At 66.3% G+C, this 18,993-nt stretch carries 22 protein-coding genes; 4 read left to right on the top strand and 18 right to left on the bottom strand.

Annotation, left to right across the window (positions count from 1 at the left end):
- Nucleotides 1-31 precede the first annotated feature (31 nt).
- A complete protein-coding gene (locus O5K31_RS02755) occupies nucleotides 32-1,084 on the top strand; it encodes a glycosyl hydrolase family 8 (RefSeq protein WP_269715610.1) in 1,053 nt (350 codons plus the stop codon).
- Between the two features lie 71 nt (nucleotides 1,085-1,155).
- The gene (locus O5K31_RS02750) at nucleotides 1,156-1,671 is read left to right on the top strand and encodes a hypothetical protein (RefSeq protein ID WP_269715609.1); all 516 of its coding nucleotides are present in this window, start codon (nucleotides 1,156-1,158) and stop codon (nucleotides 1,669-1,671) included.
- Between the two features lie 37 nt (nucleotides 1,672-1,708).
- Here O5K31_RS02750 and O5K31_RS02745 read toward each other — a convergent pair whose 3' ends face one another.
- From O5K31_RS02745 to O5K31_RS02690, 12 genes are read right to left on the bottom strand one after another with little or no spacing between them, the layout of a single operon-like run.
- Nucleotides 1,709-2,179 carry a chemotaxis protein CheE gene (locus tag O5K31_RS02745; protein ID WP_269715608.1) on the bottom strand — a complete coding sequence of 157 codons (471 nt, stop codon included), beginning with the start codon at nucleotides 2,177-2,179 and terminating at the stop codon, nucleotides 1,709-1,711.
- Complete coding sequence (locus O5K31_RS02740; RefSeq protein WP_269715607.1) at nucleotides 2,176-2,784, bottom strand: response regulator; 609 nt, start codon at nucleotides 2,782-2,784, stop codon at nucleotides 2,176-2,178. The genes O5K31_RS02745 and O5K31_RS02740 overlap by 4 nt, the downstream gene beginning before the upstream one ends.
- A 3-nt stretch (nucleotides 2,785-2,787) precedes the next feature.
- A complete protein-coding gene (locus O5K31_RS02735; protein WP_269715606.1) occupies nucleotides 2,788-3,177 on the bottom strand; it encodes a chemotaxis protein CheU in 390 nt (129 codons plus the stop codon).
- 8 nt (nucleotides 3,178-3,185) lie between these two features.
- The gene (locus O5K31_RS02730) at nucleotides 3,186-3,749 is read right to left on the bottom strand and encodes a chemotaxis protein CheD (protein ID WP_269715605.1); all 564 of its coding nucleotides are present in this window, start codon (nucleotides 3,747-3,749) and stop codon (nucleotides 3,186-3,188) included.
- Nucleotides 3,746-4,135 (bottom strand): response regulator, encoded by a 390-nt coding sequence (locus O5K31_RS02725; protein WP_269715604.1) that lies wholly within the window; start codon nucleotides 4,133-4,135, stop codon nucleotides 3,746-3,748. The genes O5K31_RS02730 and O5K31_RS02725 overlap by 4 nt, the downstream gene beginning before the upstream one ends.
- Before the next feature lie 3 nt (nucleotides 4,136-4,138).
- Nucleotides 4,139-5,179: a protein-glutamate methylesterase/protein-glutamine glutaminase gene (locus O5K31_RS02720; RefSeq protein ID WP_269716986.1), complete on the bottom strand. Its 1,041-nt coding sequence runs from the start codon at nucleotides 5,177-5,179 to the stop codon at nucleotides 4,139-4,141.
- A complete protein-coding gene (locus O5K31_RS02715) occupies nucleotides 5,176-6,051 on the bottom strand; it encodes a CheR family methyltransferase (RefSeq protein ID WP_269715603.1) in 876 nt (291 codons plus the stop codon). The genes O5K31_RS02720 and O5K31_RS02715 overlap by 4 nt, the downstream gene beginning before the upstream one ends.
- Nucleotides 6,048-6,515 (bottom strand): chemotaxis protein CheW, encoded by a 468-nt coding sequence (locus O5K31_RS02710; protein ID WP_269715602.1) that lies wholly within the window; start codon nucleotides 6,513-6,515, stop codon nucleotides 6,048-6,050. Before O5K31_RS02710 ends, O5K31_RS02715 begins: the two co-directional genes overlap by 4 nt.
- Nucleotides 6,516-6,520: 5 nt before the next feature.
- Nucleotides 6,521-8,785: a chemotaxis protein CheA gene (locus O5K31_RS02705; RefSeq protein WP_269715600.1), complete on the bottom strand. Its 2,265-nt coding sequence runs from the start codon at nucleotides 8,783-8,785 to the stop codon at nucleotides 6,521-6,523.
- A gap of 26 nt (nucleotides 8,786-8,811) precedes the next feature.
- Complete coding sequence (locus tag O5K31_RS02700) at nucleotides 8,812-9,180, bottom strand: response regulator (RefSeq protein WP_269715599.1); 369 nt, start codon at nucleotides 9,178-9,180, stop codon at nucleotides 8,812-8,814.
- Nucleotides 9,177-9,458 carry an STAS domain-containing protein gene (locus O5K31_RS02695; RefSeq protein WP_269715598.1) on the bottom strand — a complete coding sequence of 94 codons (282 nt, stop codon included), beginning with the start codon at nucleotides 9,456-9,458 and terminating at the stop codon, nucleotides 9,177-9,179. The genes O5K31_RS02700 and O5K31_RS02695 overlap by 4 nt, the downstream gene beginning before the upstream one ends.
- Before the next feature lie 5 nt (nucleotides 9,459-9,463).
- Nucleotides 9,464-11,434, bottom strand: a complete 1,971-nt coding sequence (locus O5K31_RS02690; RefSeq protein WP_269715597.1) for a methyl-accepting chemotaxis protein — start codon at nucleotides 11,432-11,434, stop codon at nucleotides 9,464-9,466.
- Between the two features lie 274 nt (nucleotides 11,435-11,708).
- Here O5K31_RS02690 and O5K31_RS02685 point away from each other — a divergent pair, with 274 nt between their 5' ends.
- Nucleotides 11,709-12,020, top strand: a complete 312-nt coding sequence (locus O5K31_RS02685) for a hypothetical protein (RefSeq protein WP_269715596.1) — start codon at nucleotides 11,709-11,711, stop codon at nucleotides 12,018-12,020.
- A gap of 116 nt (nucleotides 12,021-12,136) precedes the next feature.
- Here O5K31_RS02685 and O5K31_RS02680 read toward each other — a convergent pair whose 3' ends face one another.
- The 4 genes from O5K31_RS02680 to O5K31_RS02665 all read right to left on the bottom strand — a co-directional run bounded on the left by O5K31_RS02680 (nucleotide 12,137) and on the right by O5K31_RS02665 (nucleotide 16,604).
- Nucleotides 12,137-13,702, bottom strand: a complete 1,566-nt coding sequence (locus tag O5K31_RS02680; RefSeq protein WP_269715595.1) for a globin-coupled sensor protein — start codon at nucleotides 13,700-13,702, stop codon at nucleotides 12,137-12,139.
- 134 nt (nucleotides 13,703-13,836) lie between these two features.
- A complete protein-coding gene (locus tag O5K31_RS02675) occupies nucleotides 13,837-15,240 on the bottom strand; it encodes an amino acid permease (protein WP_269715594.1) in 1,404 nt (467 codons plus the stop codon).
- Between the two features lie 90 nt (nucleotides 15,241-15,330).
- Nucleotides 15,331-16,350, bottom strand: a complete 1,020-nt coding sequence (locus O5K31_RS02670; RefSeq protein WP_269715593.1) for a YeiH family protein — start codon at nucleotides 16,348-16,350, stop codon at nucleotides 15,331-15,333.
- Entirely contained in the window at nucleotides 16,347-16,604 is a 258-nt protein-coding gene (locus O5K31_RS02665; protein WP_269715592.1) for a DUF6356 family protein, read from the bottom strand. Before O5K31_RS02665 ends, O5K31_RS02670 begins: the two co-directional genes overlap by 4 nt.
- Before the next feature lie 122 nt (nucleotides 16,605-16,726).
- On the opposite strand from O5K31_RS02665, the gene O5K31_RS02660 reads away from it, so the two are divergent.
- Nucleotides 16,727-17,191: an Lrp/AsnC family transcriptional regulator gene (locus O5K31_RS02660; protein WP_269715590.1), complete on the top strand. Its 465-nt coding sequence runs from the start codon at nucleotides 16,727-16,729 to the stop codon at nucleotides 17,189-17,191.
- Here the strand turns inward: O5K31_RS02660 and O5K31_RS02655 are convergent.
- Together O5K31_RS02655 and O5K31_RS02650 are read right to left on the bottom strand one after the other, a co-directional pair.
- Nucleotides 17,188-18,180 (bottom strand): LLM class flavin-dependent oxidoreductase, encoded by a 993-nt coding sequence (locus O5K31_RS02655; protein WP_269716985.1) that lies wholly within the window; start codon nucleotides 18,178-18,180, stop codon nucleotides 17,188-17,190. The two genes, O5K31_RS02660 and O5K31_RS02655, sit on opposite strands and share 4 nt — an antisense overlap.
- Nucleotides 18,181-18,211: 31 nt before the next feature.
- Nucleotides 18,212-18,853: a TetR/AcrR family transcriptional regulator gene (locus tag O5K31_RS02650; protein WP_269715589.1), complete on the bottom strand. Its 642-nt coding sequence runs from the start codon at nucleotides 18,851-18,853 to the stop codon at nucleotides 18,212-18,214.
- Nucleotides 18,854-18,993 lie beyond the last annotated feature (140 nt).

The following is an 18,993-nucleotide window of genomic DNA, read 5'->3' as shown; positions in this document are numbered from 1 at the left end:
CGCGCCCGTGCAAAATGTCATCGATGGGCCGATGAAGACCCACGCTCTCTCAAATCGCCGCTCCCTGCTGGCCGCCGCGGCCCTGGCGATGATCTTGCCCGGCGCGACGGCCTGCGCCGAGGAAGGCGAGACCTGGGAAAGCTTCAAGGCCCGCTATATGCAGCCGGACGGGCGCATCGTCGACAACGGCAATGGCGGCGTCTCCCATACGGAGGGCCAGGGCTGGGCGATGCTGCTGGCCGAGGCCTTCGAGGACCGCGAAACCTTCGAAAAGGTCTGGACCTGGACCAACGCCAATCTGGCCCGACCGGACGTGCGACTGTTCAGCTGGCGCTACGATCCGACGGCCGAGCCGCCGCTCACCGATCCTAATAACGCCACCGATGGCGACATCTTCATCGCCTGGGCGCTGTTGAGGGCGTCTGAACGCTGGCGCAGCGAGGACTACGCCCGTGCTTCAGCGGAAATTCGCGGCGCCATCGGCCGTGGCCTGATCACCCAGATCGCGGGGCGTTCGGTGCTGCTGCCGGGGCTGGAGGGTTTCGCCGGCGCCGACGGCGTCACCTACAACCCCTCCTACTTCGTGCTGCCGGCCCTGAAGGCCTTCGCGCAGATGGATCCCGCCGGCCCCTGGCAGGCGACGATCGCCGGCGGACTGGAACTGGCCGATCTCGCCCTGTTCGGTCAAAGCGCTCTGCCATCCGATTGGGTTTTCATTGGCGTTGACGGGCGTCTGGCCCCGGCCGCCGGGCGGCCGCCACGCTTTGGCTTCGACGCGATCCGCGCGCCTCTCTATCTGGTGTGGGGCGGGGAAAAGGATCGGCGGCAGGTGCGCAGCATCGCCGCCCTTTGGCGCGCCGGCTTCAAGGACGACAAGCGCTCGCCCGCCTGGATCGACGTGATGACCGGCGAGGTCGCGCCCTATCCGTTGTCTAACGGCGGCGCGGCGGTGGCGGCCCTGGTGCTGGCCGACGTCGGAATCGCCAAATGGCGAGTCGAAGAACCCAACTATTATTCGTCGGTGCTGCAACTGTTGGCTGCAGTGGCGCGCAAGGACTTGGGTCGTAAACGCATAGGCCTATGACACTGCGCCGCAGTCCCTTGTCCTGAAAGCTCTGCTAAGACCTAGGTCACGGCTAAGCTAAGGCCTCGACAATGGTCAACGACGTTCGCGGACTCTTTCAGAAGATCAACCAGGTCGATCTTCCCTATCAGGTCTTCGACGACGTCGAGGACGATGGAGACGTGCCGGAATCCCACTTCACCGTGCTGGCGCCGCTGCCGGCGCCCATGGTCGTCGATGAGCCGGAAGAGATCTTCGTCGCGGAGGTCGAGGTTGCTGGCCCCGGTCGCGTGCATGGCGCCCGTGCGGCGATCGCCGCGGTCCGTCAGCGAGTTTTTCAAGGTTTCGCTCAGCCGGTCGCGGAGGCCGCCGCGCCTGAAGACGCCCCCGTCTCGAAGCCTGAACTCAAGATCAAGTCCTCGCCCGTGAGCATCGCCGAGGTTCGCCCCACCGTCGTCGTCGCGCCGAAGCCCCCGACGGTCGCCACGCACCCCGCCAGCCGAGGCCTGCTGCGCAAGTACGCGCCTGAAACCGAAGCGCCCGTCATTACGGCGGACGGCCAGACCCACCTGAAGACCCTGTTCGCCAAGCTGTCGGACAAGGGCTGATCAGGAGCGGTACGCCGCGCAGTGCGGCGAGCCCTTCCTATTCCGAAGCGGGCTTGTGCTTGCTGACCTTGTAGAGGCCGTCGATCACGGCCTCGCGCTCACCCTCGGCAAGCGTCTCGCCCTGCGTCCACAACAAGCGCATGGCGTCCAGGTGGACGTCCACCGCCGGCCAGCGCCAGCGGCCACGTTCAGCCATGGTGTCGACCAGGGTGCAGAGCGACACGGCGCTGCGGTCCAGACCCGTATGGGTCACGAAGCCGCTGACGTCGATCATCCGCAGAACCAGAGTGTAGAGCTCCTCGAAATCGGCGCCGTCACGTTCGGCGGTCGGGCCGAACCGTTCGTCCAGCTGGGCCATGATCTCGCCGATGGTCTTGAGGCTTTCCTCGCGGAACTGCTCGACACCCGCCTCAGCACGCGCGATGGCCTCGTTCGCGCGAATGCCCCCTGCCCGGCGCATCACCGCGCCGAGCCGATTAGGCACATGGAAACTGCGCGCGACGCTCATATCGAGACCTTTGCGACCTTCATGAAGCTGTTGATTTCGTCCTGAGACAGATCAGGACCCGAGAGATCGCCCATCTCAGGCGGCAGGTCATCATGGCGACGGCCTTCCATCCCCATCGGGGGGCCTTCGAACTTGAAGCGCCGGTCCGGTCCCATGTAGCTGTCGCACTCGATGAACATGCGGTCCTCGCGCGCGATCCAGATGATGCGCTCGAGCAGGACCTTCGGTGTCAGCGGCTTGGCGACAGTGAAGGTGGCGCCGCTGTCGCGGGCCTTCAGCACCTGGGACTGGCGCGTGTGGCCGGTGATTAGAATGACTGGAGCGAAGCGGTTAGGCTCCTTGGCCTCACGGCGCAGCCAATGGACGAAGTCGTAGCCGTCCGGCTCGGGCATCTGCACGTCGGACAGGATCAGATCCAGCGTCTGGCTGGCCACATGCTCCTTGGCCTCCGCCACGGTCTCGGCGCGATGCACCGTGCGCACGCCAAAGCCGTAGACGACCTGGCAGAGGATATCGAGAGACTGCCCGTTGTCGTCCAGCACCAGCACCGACGCGTGTTCGAGCTGGATCCTGGTCGCCGACTGAAGGGCGGAGGCGAGGGACATTCGCTACCAGAGGTCCGGTTCGCCCGCCTGGCGATCCCAGGCGGGTTCGACGTTGGCCGTGCGCAGCCGCACCACCAGATCCGCTAGGCCAAGGCCCTTGAGCAGCGGTTCGAGCTGCAGGCTCCATTCGCCGTTGGCATGCTCGCTGATGCGTTCCAGCACGCAGGAGAGACCGGCGAGGCGCTGGGTCAGTTCGTCGAGCGCCTGAAGGCGCGTCAGGTTGGCGATGGCCACGCCGTCATTGGCCAGATCGCCGGCCAGAACCTCGCACTCGCGGCAGATCGCAGCCGCGGCCGCCAGTTCCGCGGCCAAGCGGCGCGACAGCTCGCCCACCGGCAGGTCGCCGGCGTCTTCGGGCGTGAGCAAAGCTGCGGGGCGGAGCGAGGTCGACATGATGTCCCTTAGAACAGTTCCAGATCGCCCGAGGACTCCGCGGGCGGCGGCGCGGCGGGACGACGAACTTCCTGCGGAGCTTGCTCGACGGCGACCAGGCGCTGACGCACCCGCCCGCTGACGGGCCAGAACTCCACCCGGCGGGCCGAGGGGCCGCCAGTGCTGGACGAAACAACCGGAATGCCTTCGTCGCGCAGGAAGCGTTCGGCGAATTCGGCGTTGCTCGCGCCCACGTCGGACAAGCCGTCGAACAGCTTGCCGCCGCCGAAGATCTTGGCCTCCAGACGGTCGCGACGAGCGCCCTGCTTCAGAAGGTCGTTGATCAGCAGTTCCATGGCGTAGGCGCCGAACCGGACCGAGTCGCCGCCCCGACCGCCGCCGTCATCGGGCAGCAGGAAGTGGTTCATGCCCCCGATCCCCGCCTGGGGGTCACGAATGCATGCAGCAATGCAGGAGCCCAGCACAGTGGTCATAACGACGCCGGGGTCGTTCGTGACATGCTGCTCGCCCTGGGTCACATGGACCTTGCGCGTGTATTCCGGAGCTGTCGGCGCGGGCCGGCCAAGGGTCATGTCAGTTGCCCGAAGACCTGTTCGATCTTCTCGCGCAGAACCTGCACGGTGAAGGGCTTCACCAGGTAGTTGTTCACGCCGAACTGCACGGCGCGCTGGACCAGCTCGCGGTCGGCGCGGCCAGTCAGCATGACGAAGGCCACCTTGCTGATCGGCGGGTGGGCGCGCACCGCGCGCAGCAGCGCCAGCCCATCCATCTTCGGCATGTTGAAGTCCGAGATGATCAGGTTCACCGGCTTGGCGACGACATTCTTTAGGGCTTCCTCGCCGTCGGCGGCTTCGCGGACGTCGCGGAAACCGATCTGCTGCAGACCATTGCGGACCAGGGCCCGCATGGTGAGCTGATCATCGACGACCAGAACGGAGATGGAGGATGCTGCGGGCATGATTCAACGTTTCGCAGAAGAGAGATCGAGGATGGCGGAACCGATCGCCGAGAGTGACAGCTGCTTTTCGACAGCACCCATCTCGTAGGCGGCTCGGGGCATTCCGTAGACAACGCAGGTGGACTCGTCTTGGCCGATCGTGCGGGCTCCGGCCTCTCGCATGGCGAGAAGGCCCTGGGCGCCATCGCGTCCCATGCCCGTCAGGATGACGCCGACGGCCTTGTCGCCCATGACGGACGCCACCGACTTGAACATCACGTCCACCGAGGGACGGTGGCCGCTGACGGGATCGCCGTCGGTAAGACGGCAGCGCAGCCCGGCCGAGCGGCTGATCTCCAGATGGGTCGCGCCGCCAGGAGCCACATAGACCTTGCCGGGCTCCAGCACATCGCCGTCGCGGGCCTCATAGACCTTGGCGTTGCAGGCGCGCCCGAGGCGCGCCGCGAAGCTGGCGGTGAAGGCCGCCGGCATATGCTGGGTGATCACCGTCGGCGGACAGTTGGCCGGATAGTTGTTCAGCACCGTCAGCAGGGCCTCAACCCCGCCGGTGGACGAACCGATGGCGACCAGATCGCCCGACGGAACGAACTCCTTGGCCCGGACCGGCTTCGGCGGCGCTTTGGCGCTGGTGCTGATAGTGGCGCGCACCGTGGCGCGCGCGGCGTTCTTCACCTTGGCGGCGATCTCCGCCAGGGCGTCGCCCCCGGCGACGTTGTTGGTCGGCTTGCCCACGCAATCGACAGCGCCGATTTCCAGCGCGCGCAGAGTCACATCAGCGCCGGCTTGGGTCAGGCTGGAGACCATGACCACCGGCATCGGCCGCAGGCGCATGATCTTTTCGAGGAACTCGAGGCCGTTCATGTTCGGCATTTCGATGTCGAGCGTGACGACGTCGGGGTTCAGAGCCTTGATCGCGCCGCGGGCCTCGAACGGATCACCGGCAGAGCCGACGACCTCGATCTCGGGATCGCGGCGCAGGGCGGCCGTGATCAGGCCGCGCATGGTGGGAGAATCGTCGACGACGAGAACCTTGATGGTCATCAGCGGCCCCCGACCTTGCGGTAAGAAGTCAGGCCGTTGCTATCGAACGAGGTGTTCGTAGCCGGAACCCGCTCGGAATGACCGATGTAAAGGCGACCCCCGTCGGCGATCAGAGGCGCAAAGCGCGTCCAGATCCGCTCTTGAGTCGGTTCGTCGAAATAGATGACGACGTTGCGGCAAAACACAGCGTGAAACGGCCCTTTCATCGGCCAGTCGCCGATAAGGTTGAGTTCCTTGAAGCTGACCAGGCTGCGGGCCGCGGCGCCAACGCGCCACATGCCCTTGTTGTTGGGGTCACGCTCGAAGAATTGATTGCGGATGGGACCAGGCACCGGCTCGATCTGAGCTTCGTCGTAGACGGCGGCGCGGCCGGTCTCCACGACGTTGGAATCGATGTCGGTGGCGAGAATCTTGATGTCGAGGTCGGCGGCGTTCGGGAACACCGACAACACGGTCAGGGCCATGGAATAAGGCTCCTGCCCCGTGGAGCAGGCAGCCGACCAAAGGCGCAGGCGGCCACCACGACGCACTTCCTCGGCCATGGGCAGCAGGACGTGTTCGCGAAGGTCGTCGAAATGATGCGGCTCGCGGAAGAACCGCGTGACGTTGGTGGTCAGCGCCCGAAGCATGTTCTGCGCTTCTTCCCGGTCCTGAACGACCATGGCGCAGTAGGCTTTGAAGCTGTCCATGCCGAGAATGCGCAGACGCTTGGCCAGTCGCGAGTAAACGAGCGTGGCCTTGCTGTCGGCCAGGCTGATGCCAGCCTGGTCGTACATGATCTGCGCGATCTGTCGGAAGTCATCCGCCGTGAAAAGGAACTCGCCCTCGACGAGGGGAGGCTTCCGTTCGGTTCGGACAGCCGGGGCCAGGGTCATGCAGCGAGCGCCTCGCGTTCGGGCAGCAGGCGGTCGAGAGAGATTTCGCTGATCATCCGGCCTTCCAGCGAGATGATGCCGCGCACGAAGCTGCGCACGCGATCACAGGCCACGTCCGGGGTCGGCTGCACCAGATCGTCGGTGATCGACAGGATGTCGGACACGGCGTCGACCAGCAGGCCCATCATCCGCTCCTGAACCTTCACCACGATGATCACGTGGCGGACGGTCGGCTCGGCGGAGCCGAGACCCAGGCGCGAGGACAGGTCCATGATCGGCAGGACCGCGCCGCGAAGATTGATGACGCCACGCATGTAATTGGGCGACTGGGGAAGCGAGGTGGCCGGGCTCCAGCCCCGGATCTCGCGAACCGCCATGATGTCCACGCAGTATTCCTGCTGGTTCACCCGGAAGGAGATCAGTTCGCGACGCTCGCCGACTGTGGCGGTGGTGTGGTCGATCATGATGTCTATTCCGCTGCGATCATAGGTTCAGTGGGTTTGGGAGCCGGCGCCTCGCGGCGGCGAAGATTGATCACCGCGTCGACGTCGAGGATGAGGGCCACGCGGCCGTCGCCCAGGATGGTGGCGGCGGCGACGCCTTCCACCTGCTGGTAGTTGGCCTCCAGCGACTTGATGACGACCTGGCGCTGGCCCTGGATGTTGTCGGCCACGAGAGCGGCCTTGCTGCCGTCTTCGCTCTCCACCAGCAGGACGACGCCTTCGGTGGGGTCCGGCGCGTTGGCGCGGTAGCCCATGGTGCTGCCGATATCGACCAGCGGCACGAAGCTGTCGCGGACCGCCAGGACCGCGCCGGTCGGGCCGAGCGCGCGAACCTCTTCGGGCTTGGGACGCAGGCTCTCGACAATGGCGGCCAGGGGCACGACCAGGGTCTGATCAGCGACCTCGACCACCATGCCGTCGAGCACGGCGAGGGTCAGCGGCAGGCTGAGCGTGAAGGTCGAACCCTGACCCGGGCGCGAGCTGATCGAGATGCGGCCGCCCAGGGCCTGCACCGAGCGACGGACCACGTCCATGCCCACGCCGCGACCCGAAACGTCCGACACCTTGTCGGCGGTCGAGAAGCCGGGAAGGAAGATCAGGTTGTCGATCTCTTCGTCGGTCAGCGTCAGATCCGGAGCGATCAGGCCCTTGTCCACGGCGATCTGCTGAACCTTGGGACGGTTGATGCCGCGGCCGTCGTCGGTGACCTCGATCACGATGCGGCCGCCGCGGTGCAGGGCGTGCAGCTTGATGACGCCTTCGACAGGCTTGCCGACTTCGCGGCGCTCGTCGGGCATCTCCAGGCCGTGGTCGATGGCGTTGCGCAGCATGTGCGTGATCGGGTCGGACAGACGCTCGATCACGGTCTTGTCGACCTCGGTGCCTTCGCCTTCCATGACGAGGCGGACCTGCTTGCCGACCATGGAGGCGACTTCGCGGACCAGACGCGGCATGCGCTGGAACACCGACTTCACCGGCTGGGCGCGGATGGCCATGACGCTGTCCTGAATCTCGCGCGTCAGTTGCTCAAGTTCGTCGAGGCCGATGGCGAGGTTGGAGGACTGCGGAATGCCGTGTTCGGCAACGCGCTGGGCGATCATGGCCTGATTGATGACCAGCTCGGAGACCAGGTCGATCAGACGGTCGATGCGCTCGGGGTCCACGCGGATCACCGATGAACCGGGACCCGGGGTCTCGACGGGCGCCTTGGGCGGCGCGGCCATGGCGGTCGGCTTGGCGGCCACGGCGGCGGCGGCGGCCGGCGTCATCGCTACGGGCGGCGGCGGCGCGGTGGCGACCGGAGCGGCGACCGGCGCGGAGGTCGCGGCGCTGATCAGGGCGGCGATATCGACGCTGGAGTCGCTTTCAGCTTCGACGTCCGGCTCAGGCTCAACCATTGCAGCAGCCGCGATGGGCGCTTCGCCGCCGGAGAGGGGCGTTATGGTCAGATCGCAATCGCCGTCCACGAATTCGAAGACTTCCCGAACGTCGGCTTCGCTCTTGTCGGTGGTCAGCTTCACCGTGAAGGTCAGGTAGGAGGCTTCCGGATCCATGTCAGCCAGATCCGGCATGGCGTCGTCGTTGAAGCTGGTCTCGATCGAGCCCAGGCGCTCCAACTCGCGGATTAGCAGCAGGCTCTCGTTGGCCTTGCGATAGAGGTCGGACTTGGGCTGGATCACCACCAGCCAGCCGCTCGGCGCATCGGCCTCGGCGGGAGCTTCATCGACGACGACCGTCATCGGGGTGAAGCCAAAATCCATGTCGTCCAGCTCGGCGGGAACCGAGGAGGCGAGGTCGAAGTCGTCGTCGTCGGACGGGGCGGAGGCGGCGGGCGCCGGCGCGGCGCCGCCCGACTGCCAGGCTTCCAGCTCGGCGGCCATGGAGGCGGAGAGGGCCTCGTCCACGTCGCCCATGCCGCGCGCGGCGCTGACGTGGTCGGCCAGGACGTCGGAGGCGCGAAGCAGCAACGCGACCAGATCAGGCGCGGCGGCGACCTCGCCGCTGCGGACGCCGTCCAGCAGGGTTTCGAAGACGTGGGCGAAACGGACGAGCGGATCCAGGCCGAACGCACCCGCGCCGCCCTTGATCGAGTGGACGGCGCGGAAGACGGCGTTCACCGTCTCGCCGTCGCTCGACCCGTCCTGCATGGCCAGGAGTCCACCTTCCAGATCGGCGAGAAGCTCCTCGCACTCCTGGAAGAAGGTGACCTTGATGGCCTCTAGTTCGTCCATCCCCGACGCCCCCGCGATCTTTCTGCTTAAGCCGCGACTCGGCGGATGGCCTCGACGAGTTTGTCGGGATTGAAAGGCTTCACGATCCAACCGGTGGCGCCTGCCGCACGGGCCCGCTCCTTCTTGGCCGGGTCGCTTTCGGTGGTCAGCACCAGGATCGGGGTGGCGCGGTGGCTATCGTCCACCCGCACGGCCTCGATGAAGCCAAAGCCGTCCAGCTTGGGCATGTTGATGTCCGTGATGATCACGTCCGGCTTATGCGCCGACAGAACCTCAAGGCCGTGCTCACCGTCCACGGCCTCAACCACGTTGAAGCCCGCGCTGGCGAGCGCCATCCGCAGCATGTCCCGCATGGTGCGGGAGTCATCGACCGTCAGGATCGTACGCGTCGTCACGATTGGGCTCCGTAAGTGGCAGTGCCAAGCGCCTCGTGGGCGCCGAACAGGCGAATGGCTTCAGCGAAGGATTCAGAGGGGTTGGTTAACGAAAAGCTCTGTCCGTCGGTGCGCCAGGTTGACGCAGCCGCCAGAAGCACCTGTAGGCAAAGCCCGCCCAGGCGCCGGACGCCCGAGGCGTCCAGCTCCAGGGACGAGCCCCGCTGCGCCAGGATTGAAGCCTTCAATCCGGCGGCAGCCTTAAGGTCCATGGTCTCGGGGAGGGTCATCTGGGCCATAGGGCTCAGAACTCTTCCCAGCCGTCTTCAGCCGGCGCGGCGGCCAGGGCGTTGGCCCCGGAAACGCCTGGCCGGGCGAAGGTGTTGAGCTTGGCGCGCTGTTCGGCGACCGGGTTGCGAGCCGGAGCGTGGGTCGCCGGGTCGGCCATGGTCGGACGGGCGCCGGCGGGAGCGCCTTCGCCCACCCGGAAGCGGCTCATCAGGCGGACCAGCTCGGTCGTCTCGCCCTTCAGCGAGTGGGTCGCGGCGGTGGACTCTTCCACCATGGCCGCGTTCTGCTGCGTCACTTGGTCCATCTGATTGACGGCGGTATTGACCTCTTGCAGGCCGGTGGCCTGCTCTTCGGCCGAGGCCGCGATCTCGGTGACCAGAGCGTCGATCTCGCCGACCTTGACCACGATGCGCTGAAGCGCTTCGCCGGTCTGACCGACCAGGCTCACGCCCGAACCGACCTGTTGGCTGCTGGACGAAATCAGAGCCTTGATCTCCTTGGCCGCTTCGGCCGAGCGCTGGGCCAGGGCCCGCACTTCGGAGGCGACGACCGCGAAGCCCTTGCCAGCTTCGCCCGCACGCGCGGCTTCGACGCCGGCGTTCAGGGCCAGCAGGTTGGTCTGGAAGGCGATCTCGTCGATCACGCCGATGATGTTGCCGATCTGGCGCGACGAGTTCTCGATCTCGCCCATGGCCGAGACGGCCTGACGAACGACTTCACCCGAATGCTGGGCTTCGCCGCGGGCCGTGGACACCACGTCCGAAGCCTGCTTGGCGCCCGAGGCGGTGCGCTTGACCGTGGCGGTCAGCTCGTCGAGGGCGGCTGCGGTTTCTTCCAGCGACGCGGCTTGCTGCTCGGTGCGGCGCGACAGGTCGTCGGAGGCGTGTGCGATTTCGTCGGCGCCGGTACGCAGGCCGTCCGTGGAGGCCGCGATGACCTTCATGGTTTCCTGCATCTGGGTGATCGCGCCGTTGAAGTCGTCCTTCAGCTTGCGGTAGTCGCCCGGGAAGTCAGCGGTGACGCGGTAGGTCAGGTCGCCCGAAGCCAGGCGCTCAAGGCCCGAGGCCAGTTCCGACACCACAGTGGCGGCCACCTTGGCGGCTTCGGCGGCGGAACGTTCAGCGGCGGCGCGCTCTTCGTCGGTGAGGGCGCGGGCGGCTTCCTGTTCACTGCGCATCTGCTCCAGGTTCAGCTGGTTTTGCTTGAACACGCCGAGCGAGGTGACGATGGCGCCGAGTTCGTCCTTACGGGCGAGGCGCTCGATGTCGATGCTGTTGTCGCCCTTGGCCAGGGTCTCGGTGGCGCGGGCGATGTCGTTGATGGCGCGGCGAGTGGCGAGCACCGAAATCAGTGCCAGGCCAGCGACCGCCAGAACCGTTATGATGCTGCCGACGATGCTGACCGTCTGGGCCAGGGCCGCTTCTTTCTGCGCGGCTTCAGCGCGGGCGGTGGTCTGAGCGTTTTCCTTCTGGACGACCTTGTCCAGGAGGGCGCTCATCTTGTTGTACTCTTCCTCGAAGGGGGCCACGAAGCCGACGGCGGTTCCGAAATCCACGCCGATCATGCCGCTCACCACGTCGATGGCGCTGCGGCATTCGTCGATGGCCTTCACCAGTTGGGCGTAGTCGGCCTTCTGGGCGGGGTCGGCGTTCTTCTGAAGCTCGGAGAGCTCCTTCTTGATCGCATCCATCTCGGCCAGGGCGGCGGTCATGCGCTCGCCAACCTTTTCGACCTCGATCTGGCCGGCGGCGTGCGTCAGGGCGAGATAGAGTTCACCGTGAACCCCCTCGATCCGCTTGGACAGGGCCTGGATGCGCAGGTTGTCGCGCATGTCGACGGCGACCACCTGTTGCAGCGCCGCTGACTGTTGGCGCTGAACAATGATTGCGCCAGTCGCCAGAACGGCCAGCATCAGAAGAGCGAAGGCGGGCGCAAAGCCCATCTTGATGATCAATGGCAGATCGACGAGCCGGAAACGCTTCATCGGTGGAGATCCCCTCAACGACGCGACATTTCTTTCGCGCCTACAGCATGGTCGGGGATCATGGGGAGATATCGTTAACAGATGCTCACTTGCCGCAGCTGTTTTTTCAAGTTCTCAGCGCCTGTATAAAGTCAACAAAAGACGTAACGCCGTTCTCTAGGCAAATTCTGCTTCCTGCGGCGATTATTGCCCATCCGACTCAGGAACTTTTAACCCACCCCTCCTAGAACGGCCTTCTGGTTTAGTTCTCTCCCCAACATCAGGAGCAAGCGGGATGAAGTATCCGATCGCTATCGCCGCCGGACTGGCTGCGAGCCTCTTTGTCGCTCAGTCGACGTTCGCCGCCGGCGGTTTTGAAGAAGCCATGGGCGCCTGCCTGTCCAAGCACGCCAACACGCGTGACGCGGCGCAGGTCATGCTGGAATGCAACGCTGACGGCGGCAAGCTGTCGGCCTGCAAGGTCGTGTCCGACAGCGCTGCTGGCAAGGGCTTCGACAAGGCCGCCGTCTGCATCGCTGAAAAGCTGCCGATGGCTGGCAAGACCGGCGCCGTGAAGGTTCCGTTCCGCTTCCCGGGCGGCGCGTAAGCCTTACCGCGCAAGCGTATAGCACCTGATTTTTGGTGACGCCGTCCTGTCTCAGGACGGCCAGCAGCCGCCCACACACCGTGGGCGGCTGTTCGCGTTAACCGCGCCCTTTAAGCTTACCGGCCAGGCCGCGCGAAGGTGGCCAGTCGCGCCCGCTGTTCGGCCACCGCGTTGCGCGCCGGGGCATGCACCTCCGGATCGGCGGCCATAGGCCGACGAGCGGCTCCCGATAGACTGAACTTGCCGATCAGGGCCGTCAGATCCGCCGCCTCGCTGCGCAGGGAGCGGCTCGACGCTGTGGAGCGCTCGACCATGGCGGCGTTCTGCTGGGTGACGTGATCCATCTGGCCTACGGCGATATTGACCTGGTTCAGGCCCGCCGACTGTTCAAGGGCGGAGGACGCGATCTCGCCCACCAGGCTGTCGATTTCGCCCACGCGGGTGACGATCCGTTGCAGGGCCTCGCCCGTCTGGCCGACCAGATCGACGCCAGCCTCCACCTGCTGGCTGCTGGACGAAATCAGGGCCTTGATCTCCTTGGCCGCATCGGCCGAGCGCTGGGCCAGGGCCCGCACTTCGGAGGCGACGACCGCGAAACCCTTGCCAGCGTCGCCGGCACGCGCGGCTTCGACGCCGGCGTTCAGGGCCAGCAGGTTGGTCTGGAAGGCGATCTCGTCGATGACGCCGATGATGTTGCCGATCTGGCGCGACGAGTTCTCGATCTGCCCCATGGCCGCGACCGCGTCCTGAACGACCACGCCAGAGCGTTGCGCCTCGCCCTTGGTGGCGCCGACGACGTCCGCGGCCTCGTGCGCGGCGGCGGCGCTGCGCTTGACGGTGGCGGTCACCTGCTCGAGAGCGGCGGCCGTCTCCTCCAGGCTGGCGGCCTGGCTTTCGGTACGACGAGACAAGTCTTCCAGGGCCTGGGCGATCTGATCGACCCCGGAGCGAATGCCTTGCGCAGCCTGACCCACGCCGCCCATCGCCTCGCCCAGCGAACCGACCGCGTTGTTGTAGTCGTCTTTCAGCTTCTGGAATTCAGGAGAGAAGTCCGCCGACAGACGGCCGACAAGATCCCCGGCGGCCAGCATGGCGAGGGCCTTGCCGAGGGCCTCGACAACAACGGCCTGCTCGCGCTCAGCCTTCTGGCGCGCCTCTTCCTGGCGACGGCGTTCGGCGTCGATCGCCTCCATATAGGTCGAGATGCCCAGTTCCATATCGAGCAGCACCGCCTTGACCAGGGCGGTCAGGGCGTCGGCCGCGGCTTCGCGCTGGGCCGGCTTGCCTGCGAACATGCCCTTGGGCCAGCGGTCCTTGATGGCCGCGCGCAGCAGTTGCTCGGAGATCAGGGAGTAGCCGCCGACGTACCAGCGGGGCTCCAAGCCGATACGGGCGTGCGTCTGGCCGACGGTGGTCGCCTCGCTAGCGAAAACCTCATCGAAATCAGCTTCGGCGATCTTGCCCCAGTGCGCGGACTGTCGGCGGGTGGCCGAAGCGATGTGCGCCTCGTCCCGGAAGAAGGCCTTGGTGTGCGGATCCTGCCGCACCTTGTCGTAGAAGAGGCCCAGCGCGTGGCCGATCTCCTCGCGGATCACCGGACCAAGCGTACGCAGGGCGGAACGCGCCTTGGGGTCTAGACCGACGAAGCGAGTGCGTTCGGCGATGGCTTGAGGGTCTGCCACGGCGGGTCCTTGGAACTGATTTGAGGTCGTGTCCGACACTCAAATGAAATCCTTACCCACGCCTTAACCATACTCGCCAAGCGTTGTTATATAAGGCAAACCCCTCCCCCGCGAACGAGGGAGGGGCGCGTTGGCTATGCCTTGGCGAGCTCGCTCGCGTGGCGGCTGTAGAGAAGATAGACCACAACCCCGATCACGTTCCAGATGAGGAAGCGGATCTGGGTCGATTGGGGCAGGCTCCAGAAAAGATAGAGGCAGCCCAGGATCGCGGCCGGGGCCACGATGAACCACACAGGGGTCTTGAAGACCCGCGGACGGTTCGGCTCGCGGCGACGCAGAATGATCACCGACAACGCCACCGCGATGAAGGCGGCCAGGGTGCCGGCGTTGGCCAGTTCGGCGATCTCCTTCAGGGGGAAGAAGCCGGCGATGGCCGCGGCGATGGCGCCCGTCAGCATGGTCATGACGACGGGGGTGCCGGTCTTCTTGTTCACGCTGGCCAGGCCGCGCGGCAGCAGGCCGTCGCGGGCCATGACGAAGAAGATGCGGCTCTGCCCGAACATGAAGGCCATGATGACGGTGGGCAGGGCCACGACCGCGGCGGCGGCCACGACCTTGGCGATGGCGGGCTGATTCAGGGTTTCCAGGATGAAGACCAGCGGGGCCTCGCTCTTGGAGAACACTTCTGCGCGGCTGGCGCCGATGGCGACCGCGGCGACCAGCATGTAGATGGCCGTGCAGATCAGCATCGAACCGACGATGCCGATGGTCAGGTCTCGCTTGGGGTTCTTGGTCTCCTCGGCGGCGGTGGACACCGCGTCGAAGCCGTAGAAGGCGAAGAAGATCAGGGCCGCGGCGGCCATGACGCCGATCTTCTCGGTCCCGTTGGTCTGGCCCGAGAAGCCGTTCGGCATGAACGGCGTGAAGTGGCTGGCGTCAAAGGTCGGCAGAGTGATGAAGACGAAGGCCGCCAGGGCCACGATCTTCACGGCGACCAAGACCATGTTGATGTTGGCGCTTTCCTTGGTGCCCGCCGACAGCAGGCCCGCCACCAGGAAGCAGATGAAGATCGCCGGCAGGTTGACGACGCCGCCCGCGTGGGGACCGGCCATGAGTTCGGCCGGGAAGCCGAGGCCGGACAGGAAGGGCTGAACGTGGGCCGACCAGCCCACCGCCACCGCCGAGCAGACGACGGTGTATTCCAGGATCAGGCTCCAGCCCACGACCCAGGCGACCAGTTCGCCCATCACCGAGTAGCTGTAGGTATAGGCGCTGCCCGAGGCCGGGATCAGGGTGGCCATCTCGGCGTAGCAGAGCGCAGCACAGGCGCAGATCGCGCCGGCGATGGCGAAGGACAGGATCACGCCAGGGCCGGCCAGCCCGGCGCCGATGCCGGTCAGGGTGTAGATGCCCGTGCCGACGATGGCGCCGACGCCAAGAGCCACGAGATGCGGCCAGCTGAGGGTGGGCGTAAGACGGTGCCGCGCGTCCACCGCGGCGAGCGCGTCGATGGATTTACGGCGTGTGATGAAGCTCATTTGGGTGTTCCCCCCTTGGTTTGGGCGGACCATGGCGCGGTGAAAGCCAAATGGCAAAGCCTCCGTGCGCGGAGGCCTGCGCATTTTCAATCAGACGATCAGCAGGGCCGCGGCGAGCAGGGCCGCTCCGCCGACCAGGATGGTCGTTCCCACCAGAGCAGCCGCCAGCTTCGGCTGCACGCCGAGCAGGGCCTTGGGTCCGATCTGGGCCGAAATCGCAGCCACCCCGCCGAGCAGCAGGATGCGCGATGTGGCGGCCATCGCCTCGACCAGAGGCTGAGGCAGCAGGTGCAGGCCCCGCGCCAGGATCAGGGCCGCGAAACCCCAGACGAACAGCGGGGGCGCCTTCAGCGCGGGCCGCTCTCCCGCGGGGGCCGCCGCGAAGCGAGCGAGGATGATTCCCACCAGCACCACCGCCGGGCCGAGCCACAATATGCGCGCCAGTTTGGAGAGAGCCGCCGCATCGGCGGCTTCCGGCGACACCGACTGGCCGGCGCCAGCGACCTGGGCCACGTCATGGATGGAGAGGCCGAAGAACACGCCGGCCTGATGCGCGCTGAACCCCATAGCGTGGGCCAGCAGCGGATACAGCAGCATGGCCGCGGTCGACAGGATGTTCACCCCGACCACCACGAAGGCGGTGGTGCGCTGGATTTGCGGGGTCGAGGGCGCGGTCTGCGCCGCGGCCAGGGCGGCCGAGGCGCCGCAGATCGATACCGCGCAGGCGGCGATGGCGGCCTCGGCCAGAGGCAGGCCCAGCAGCACGCCAAGACCTGAACCCGCCGCCACGCCGGCCAGGACGATGGCGCCGCCGGCGACAAGAGCTGGAGCACCGAGGGCCGCCATCTCGGCGAATGTGATCTGGGCGCCCATCAGGGCCACGCCAAGTTGCAAGCCCGGCTTGGACCACAGGCCCAGGCCCGGCGCGAGCATGGGGCCGAGATTGGCGGCGCCGAGCGCCAGGCCCAGCGCCACGGCCAGCAGCGGGGCCGGCATATGAGTCAGGGGCGCAGCGGCCTGGGCGATGAAGGCGATGAGGCCGGCGGCGATGAGGCCTGGGCCGAACCAGTGGGCTGGCGAAGACCGGTCAGCCGGGTTGATCAGGCTCACCGCTCCGCGTCCGCGACAGCCTTGATCGGCGCCGCGCCGTGAGAATGGGCGGAGGCGTTGCGGCAGCTCATGCGGGCGTGCAGCCGCTCGACACACTGGCTGCCCGTGCGGACGAAGAGAAAGGGAAACAGACCGTGCAGCACGCAGGCTAGGCCCGCGCCGATCATGGTGAAACCAAAGCCGAAGGCGGTCCGCATGTGGCCGCCATAGGTCTCGCCGACCTGGGCGGGATGACGGGTGAAGGACTCGATCATCGCGGCGTTCCTTGAAAGCTCAGGGAATCCTCGCGCGGATTAGGAGAAAACGCATTGCCGATAAGGTTTCGCAGCGGTTAATCTAGAGAACATAATTCTCTAAATCGCCGAAAGCAGAGAATATGGAATTTGACACCATCGACCGCCGCCTTATGGCGATTCTCCAGGAGGACGCGACCGTCCCCGTCGCGGAACTGGCCGAACGGGTGGGTCTGTCGCAGACCCCGTGCTGGAAGCGGGTGAAGCGCTTGCAGGACGCGGGCGTGATCACCAAGCGGGTGGCGTTGCTAGACCGCGAGGCCCTGGGCCTGTCGCTGACCGTGTTCGTGGCGATCCGCACCAATCGTCACGACGAAGAATGGCTGACCACCTTCGCCGCGGGCGCGCGCAGCCTGCCGGAGGTAGTGGAACTCTATCGGATGAGCGGCGAGGTCGACTACCTGATGAAGGTGATCGTCAAGGACATCGGCGCCTATGACCGGTTCTACAAACGCCTGATCGCCACGGCGCCGCTGACGGATGTCTCGTCATCCTTCGCCATGGAGCAGATCAAGTTCACCACCGCCCTGCCCGTCCACGGTACCTAGGCGAGGGACGTCCGGACCTCGGCCGCGATCTCATAAGAGCGCAGGCGGGCGGCGTGATCGTACATCTGGCAGGCGATGATGATTTCATCGACGCCGGTCCGCTGCAGGAAGGCCGATAGACCCTCGCGCACCGTATCTTTTGAGCCGGTGAAGGAGCAGCTGGTGATCTGCCGCAGGGTGGCCCGCTCCATGTCGGTGAGGCTTTCCTCATAGCCCTCGATCGGCGGCTGCAGCTTGCTGGGCCGGCCCCGGCGCAGATTGACGAAGGCCTGCTGCATCGAACTGGTCAGGAAGCGCGCCTCGGCGTCGGTGTCAGCGGCGAAGATGTTCACTCCGGCCATGATGTAGGGGGCGGCCAGATGCTCCGAAGGCCGGAAATTGCGGCGATAGAGGTCGATGGCGTTCATCAGCTCCGCCGGCGCGAAGTGCGAGGCGAAGGCGTAGGGCAGGCCCAGCATAGCCGCCAGCTGAGCGCCATAGGTGCTGGAGCCGAGAATCCAGACCGGGACGTCCTGCCCGGCTCCCGGCACGGCGATGACGGGCTGCCCCTCCAGCGGCGGGCGGAAGTAGTTGATCAGCTCCAAGACGTCATTGGGGAAGCTGTCGACGTCGCCCATCAGGTTGCGGCGCAAGGCTCGCGCCGTGGTCTGATCCGAACCGGGCGCGCGGCCCAGACCCAGGTCGATGCGGCCCGGGAACAGCGCGGCTAGGGTGCCGAACTGCTCTGCGATCACCAATGGCGCGTGGTTCGGCAGCATGATGCCGCCCGCCCCGACCCGGATGGTCTTGGTGCCGGCCGCCACGTGGCCGATGACCACCGAGGTGGCGGCGCTGGCGATGCCGGGCATCGAGTGGTGCTCGGCCAGCCAGAAGCGTTCATAGCCCCACGCCTCCGCGTGGCGGGCCAGATCGAGGCTGTCGCGGAAGGATTGGGAGGCGTCGCCGCCTTCAACGATGGGGGAGAGGTCTAGGACCGAGAACGGGATCATGTCCCGCATATAGGAAGGCGGGAGCCGAGTGTCAGTCCGGCCAGAGGTCCTGCACGCCGCCCTTGCGGTTCAGCATGTGGGTGGCGCGCTTGATCACCTGCAGCAGGCGGGCGATGCGGGCCTCTGAATCGTAGGTCAGCTTGGCGCGGGCGAGACCCTCCAGCATGAAGCGGGCGAGGTCGCGGCTGGCCTGGAAGCGCGGACCGGCGCCGGCGTGCAGCATCTTCATGAAATGATCGCCGGCCTGGGCGCGGTCGAACTCGGCCTGGGCCTTCGCCACCAGCTCGGCCACCGCCGGCTCGGTGCGGCCCGCCGCCTCCATCTCCTGGAAGGCGATGAAGGGCTTGGTGTGCAGCAGCTCCCAATAGGTATCGATGGCGTGCTCGGTCACGTCGGCGCCCGGCGCCAGGGTGCGACTGGCCGCCTCGAACAGGCGGGTGCGCTCGGTGTGGATGTGGACAACCGCCGCCTCGACCAGAGCCTCGCGGGTCGGGAAATGGTAGAGCATCGCCCCGCGGGTCAGATCGGAAGCCTCGGCGATCGCGGCGTTTGTGGCCGCGTGATAGCCGATCTCGGCGATCAGGTTCATGGCGCGGTCAAGAATGCGCGCCCGCGTCTTCAGCGACTTGGGCGTGTCCTTGGCGGGACGCAACGCGGTTTGATCGACATCCATGATTCTCTGCCATAGAGGGCGGCCTGCTGCGCTGCAACAGGCCTTGTGGCGCAAGGCTCCGCTTGCTCGTTCATAAGGCGGCTGTCACCGAGGCGACATGCAATCAGCCTAATCGCCGTCCCATTTATCCGGATGGGGGC

The organism is Caulobacter sp. NIBR2454 (assembly GCF_027474405.1).
Lineage (GTDB): Bacteria > Pseudomonadota > Alphaproteobacteria > Caulobacterales > Caulobacteraceae > Caulobacter.
Note: the sequence above shows the minus strand (reverse complement) of the source record. Positions and strands in the feature narration are given on the sequence as shown.

Excerpts from the sequence above, each read along its gene's own strand:
- O5K31_RS02695 (WP_269715598.1), bottom strand. The coding sequence starts at position 9,458 with ATGGCCCAGATGACCCTCCCCGAGACCATGGACCTTAAGGCTGCCGCC.
- O5K31_RS02750 (WP_269715609.1), top strand. The coding sequence starts at position 1,156 with ATGGTCAACGACGTTCGCGGACTCTTTCAGAAGATCAACCAGGTCGAT.
- O5K31_RS02650 (WP_269715589.1), bottom strand. The coding sequence starts at position 18,853 with ATGGATGTCGATCAAACCGCGTTGCGTCCCGCCAAGGACACGCCCAAG.
- O5K31_RS02755 (WP_269715610.1), top strand. The coding sequence starts at position 32 with ATGAAGACCCACGCTCTCTCAAATCGCCGCTCCCTGCTGGCCGCCGCG.
- O5K31_RS02730 (WP_269715605.1), bottom strand. The coding sequence starts at position 3,749 with ATGACCCTTGGCCGGCCCGCGCCGACAGCTCCGGAATACACGCGCAAG.
- O5K31_RS02690 (WP_269715597.1), bottom strand. The coding sequence starts at position 11,434 with ATGAAGCGTTTCCGGCTCGTCGATCTGCCATTGATCATCAAGATGGGC.
- O5K31_RS02685 (WP_269715596.1), top strand. The coding sequence starts at position 11,709 with ATGAAGTATCCGATCGCTATCGCCGCCGGACTGGCTGCGAGCCTCTTT.
- O5K31_RS02660 (WP_269715590.1), top strand. The coding sequence starts at position 16,727 with ATGGAATTTGACACCATCGACCGCCGCCTTATGGCGATTCTCCAGGAG.
- O5K31_RS02715 (WP_269715603.1), bottom strand. The coding sequence starts at position 6,051 with ATGACCCTGGCCCCGGCTGTCCGAACCGAACGGAAGCCTCCCCTCGTC.
- O5K31_RS02745 (WP_269715608.1), bottom strand. The coding sequence starts at position 2,179 with ATGAGCGTCGCGCGCAGTTTCCATGTGCCTAATCGGCTCGGCGCGGTG.
- O5K31_RS02735 (WP_269715606.1), bottom strand. The coding sequence starts at position 3,177 with ATGTCGACCTCGCTCCGCCCCGCAGCTTTGCTCACGCCCGAAGACGCC.
- O5K31_RS02725 (WP_269715604.1), bottom strand. The coding sequence starts at position 4,135 with ATGCCCGCAGCATCCTCCATCTCCGTTCTGGTCGTCGATGATCAGCTC.
- O5K31_RS02740 (WP_269715607.1), bottom strand. The coding sequence starts at position 2,784 with ATGTCCCTCGCCTCCGCCCTTCAGTCGGCGACCAGGATCCAGCTCGAA.
- O5K31_RS02705 (WP_269715600.1), bottom strand. The coding sequence starts at position 8,785 with ATGGACGAACTAGAGGCCATCAAGGTCACCTTCTTCCAGGAGTGCGAG.
- O5K31_RS02655 (WP_269716985.1), bottom strand. The coding sequence starts at position 18,180 with ATGATCCCGTTCTCGGTCCTAGACCTCTCCCCCATCGTTGAAGGCGGC.
- O5K31_RS02665 (WP_269715592.1), bottom strand. The coding sequence starts at position 16,604 with ATGATCGAGTCCTTCACCCGTCATCCCGCCCAGGTCGGCGAGACCTAT.
- O5K31_RS02710 (WP_269715602.1), bottom strand. The coding sequence starts at position 6,515 with ATGATCGACCACACCACCGCCACAGTCGGCGAGCGTCGCGAACTGATC.
- O5K31_RS02675 (WP_269715594.1), bottom strand. The coding sequence starts at position 15,240 with ATGAGCTTCATCACACGCCGTAAATCCATCGACGCGCTCGCCGCGGTG.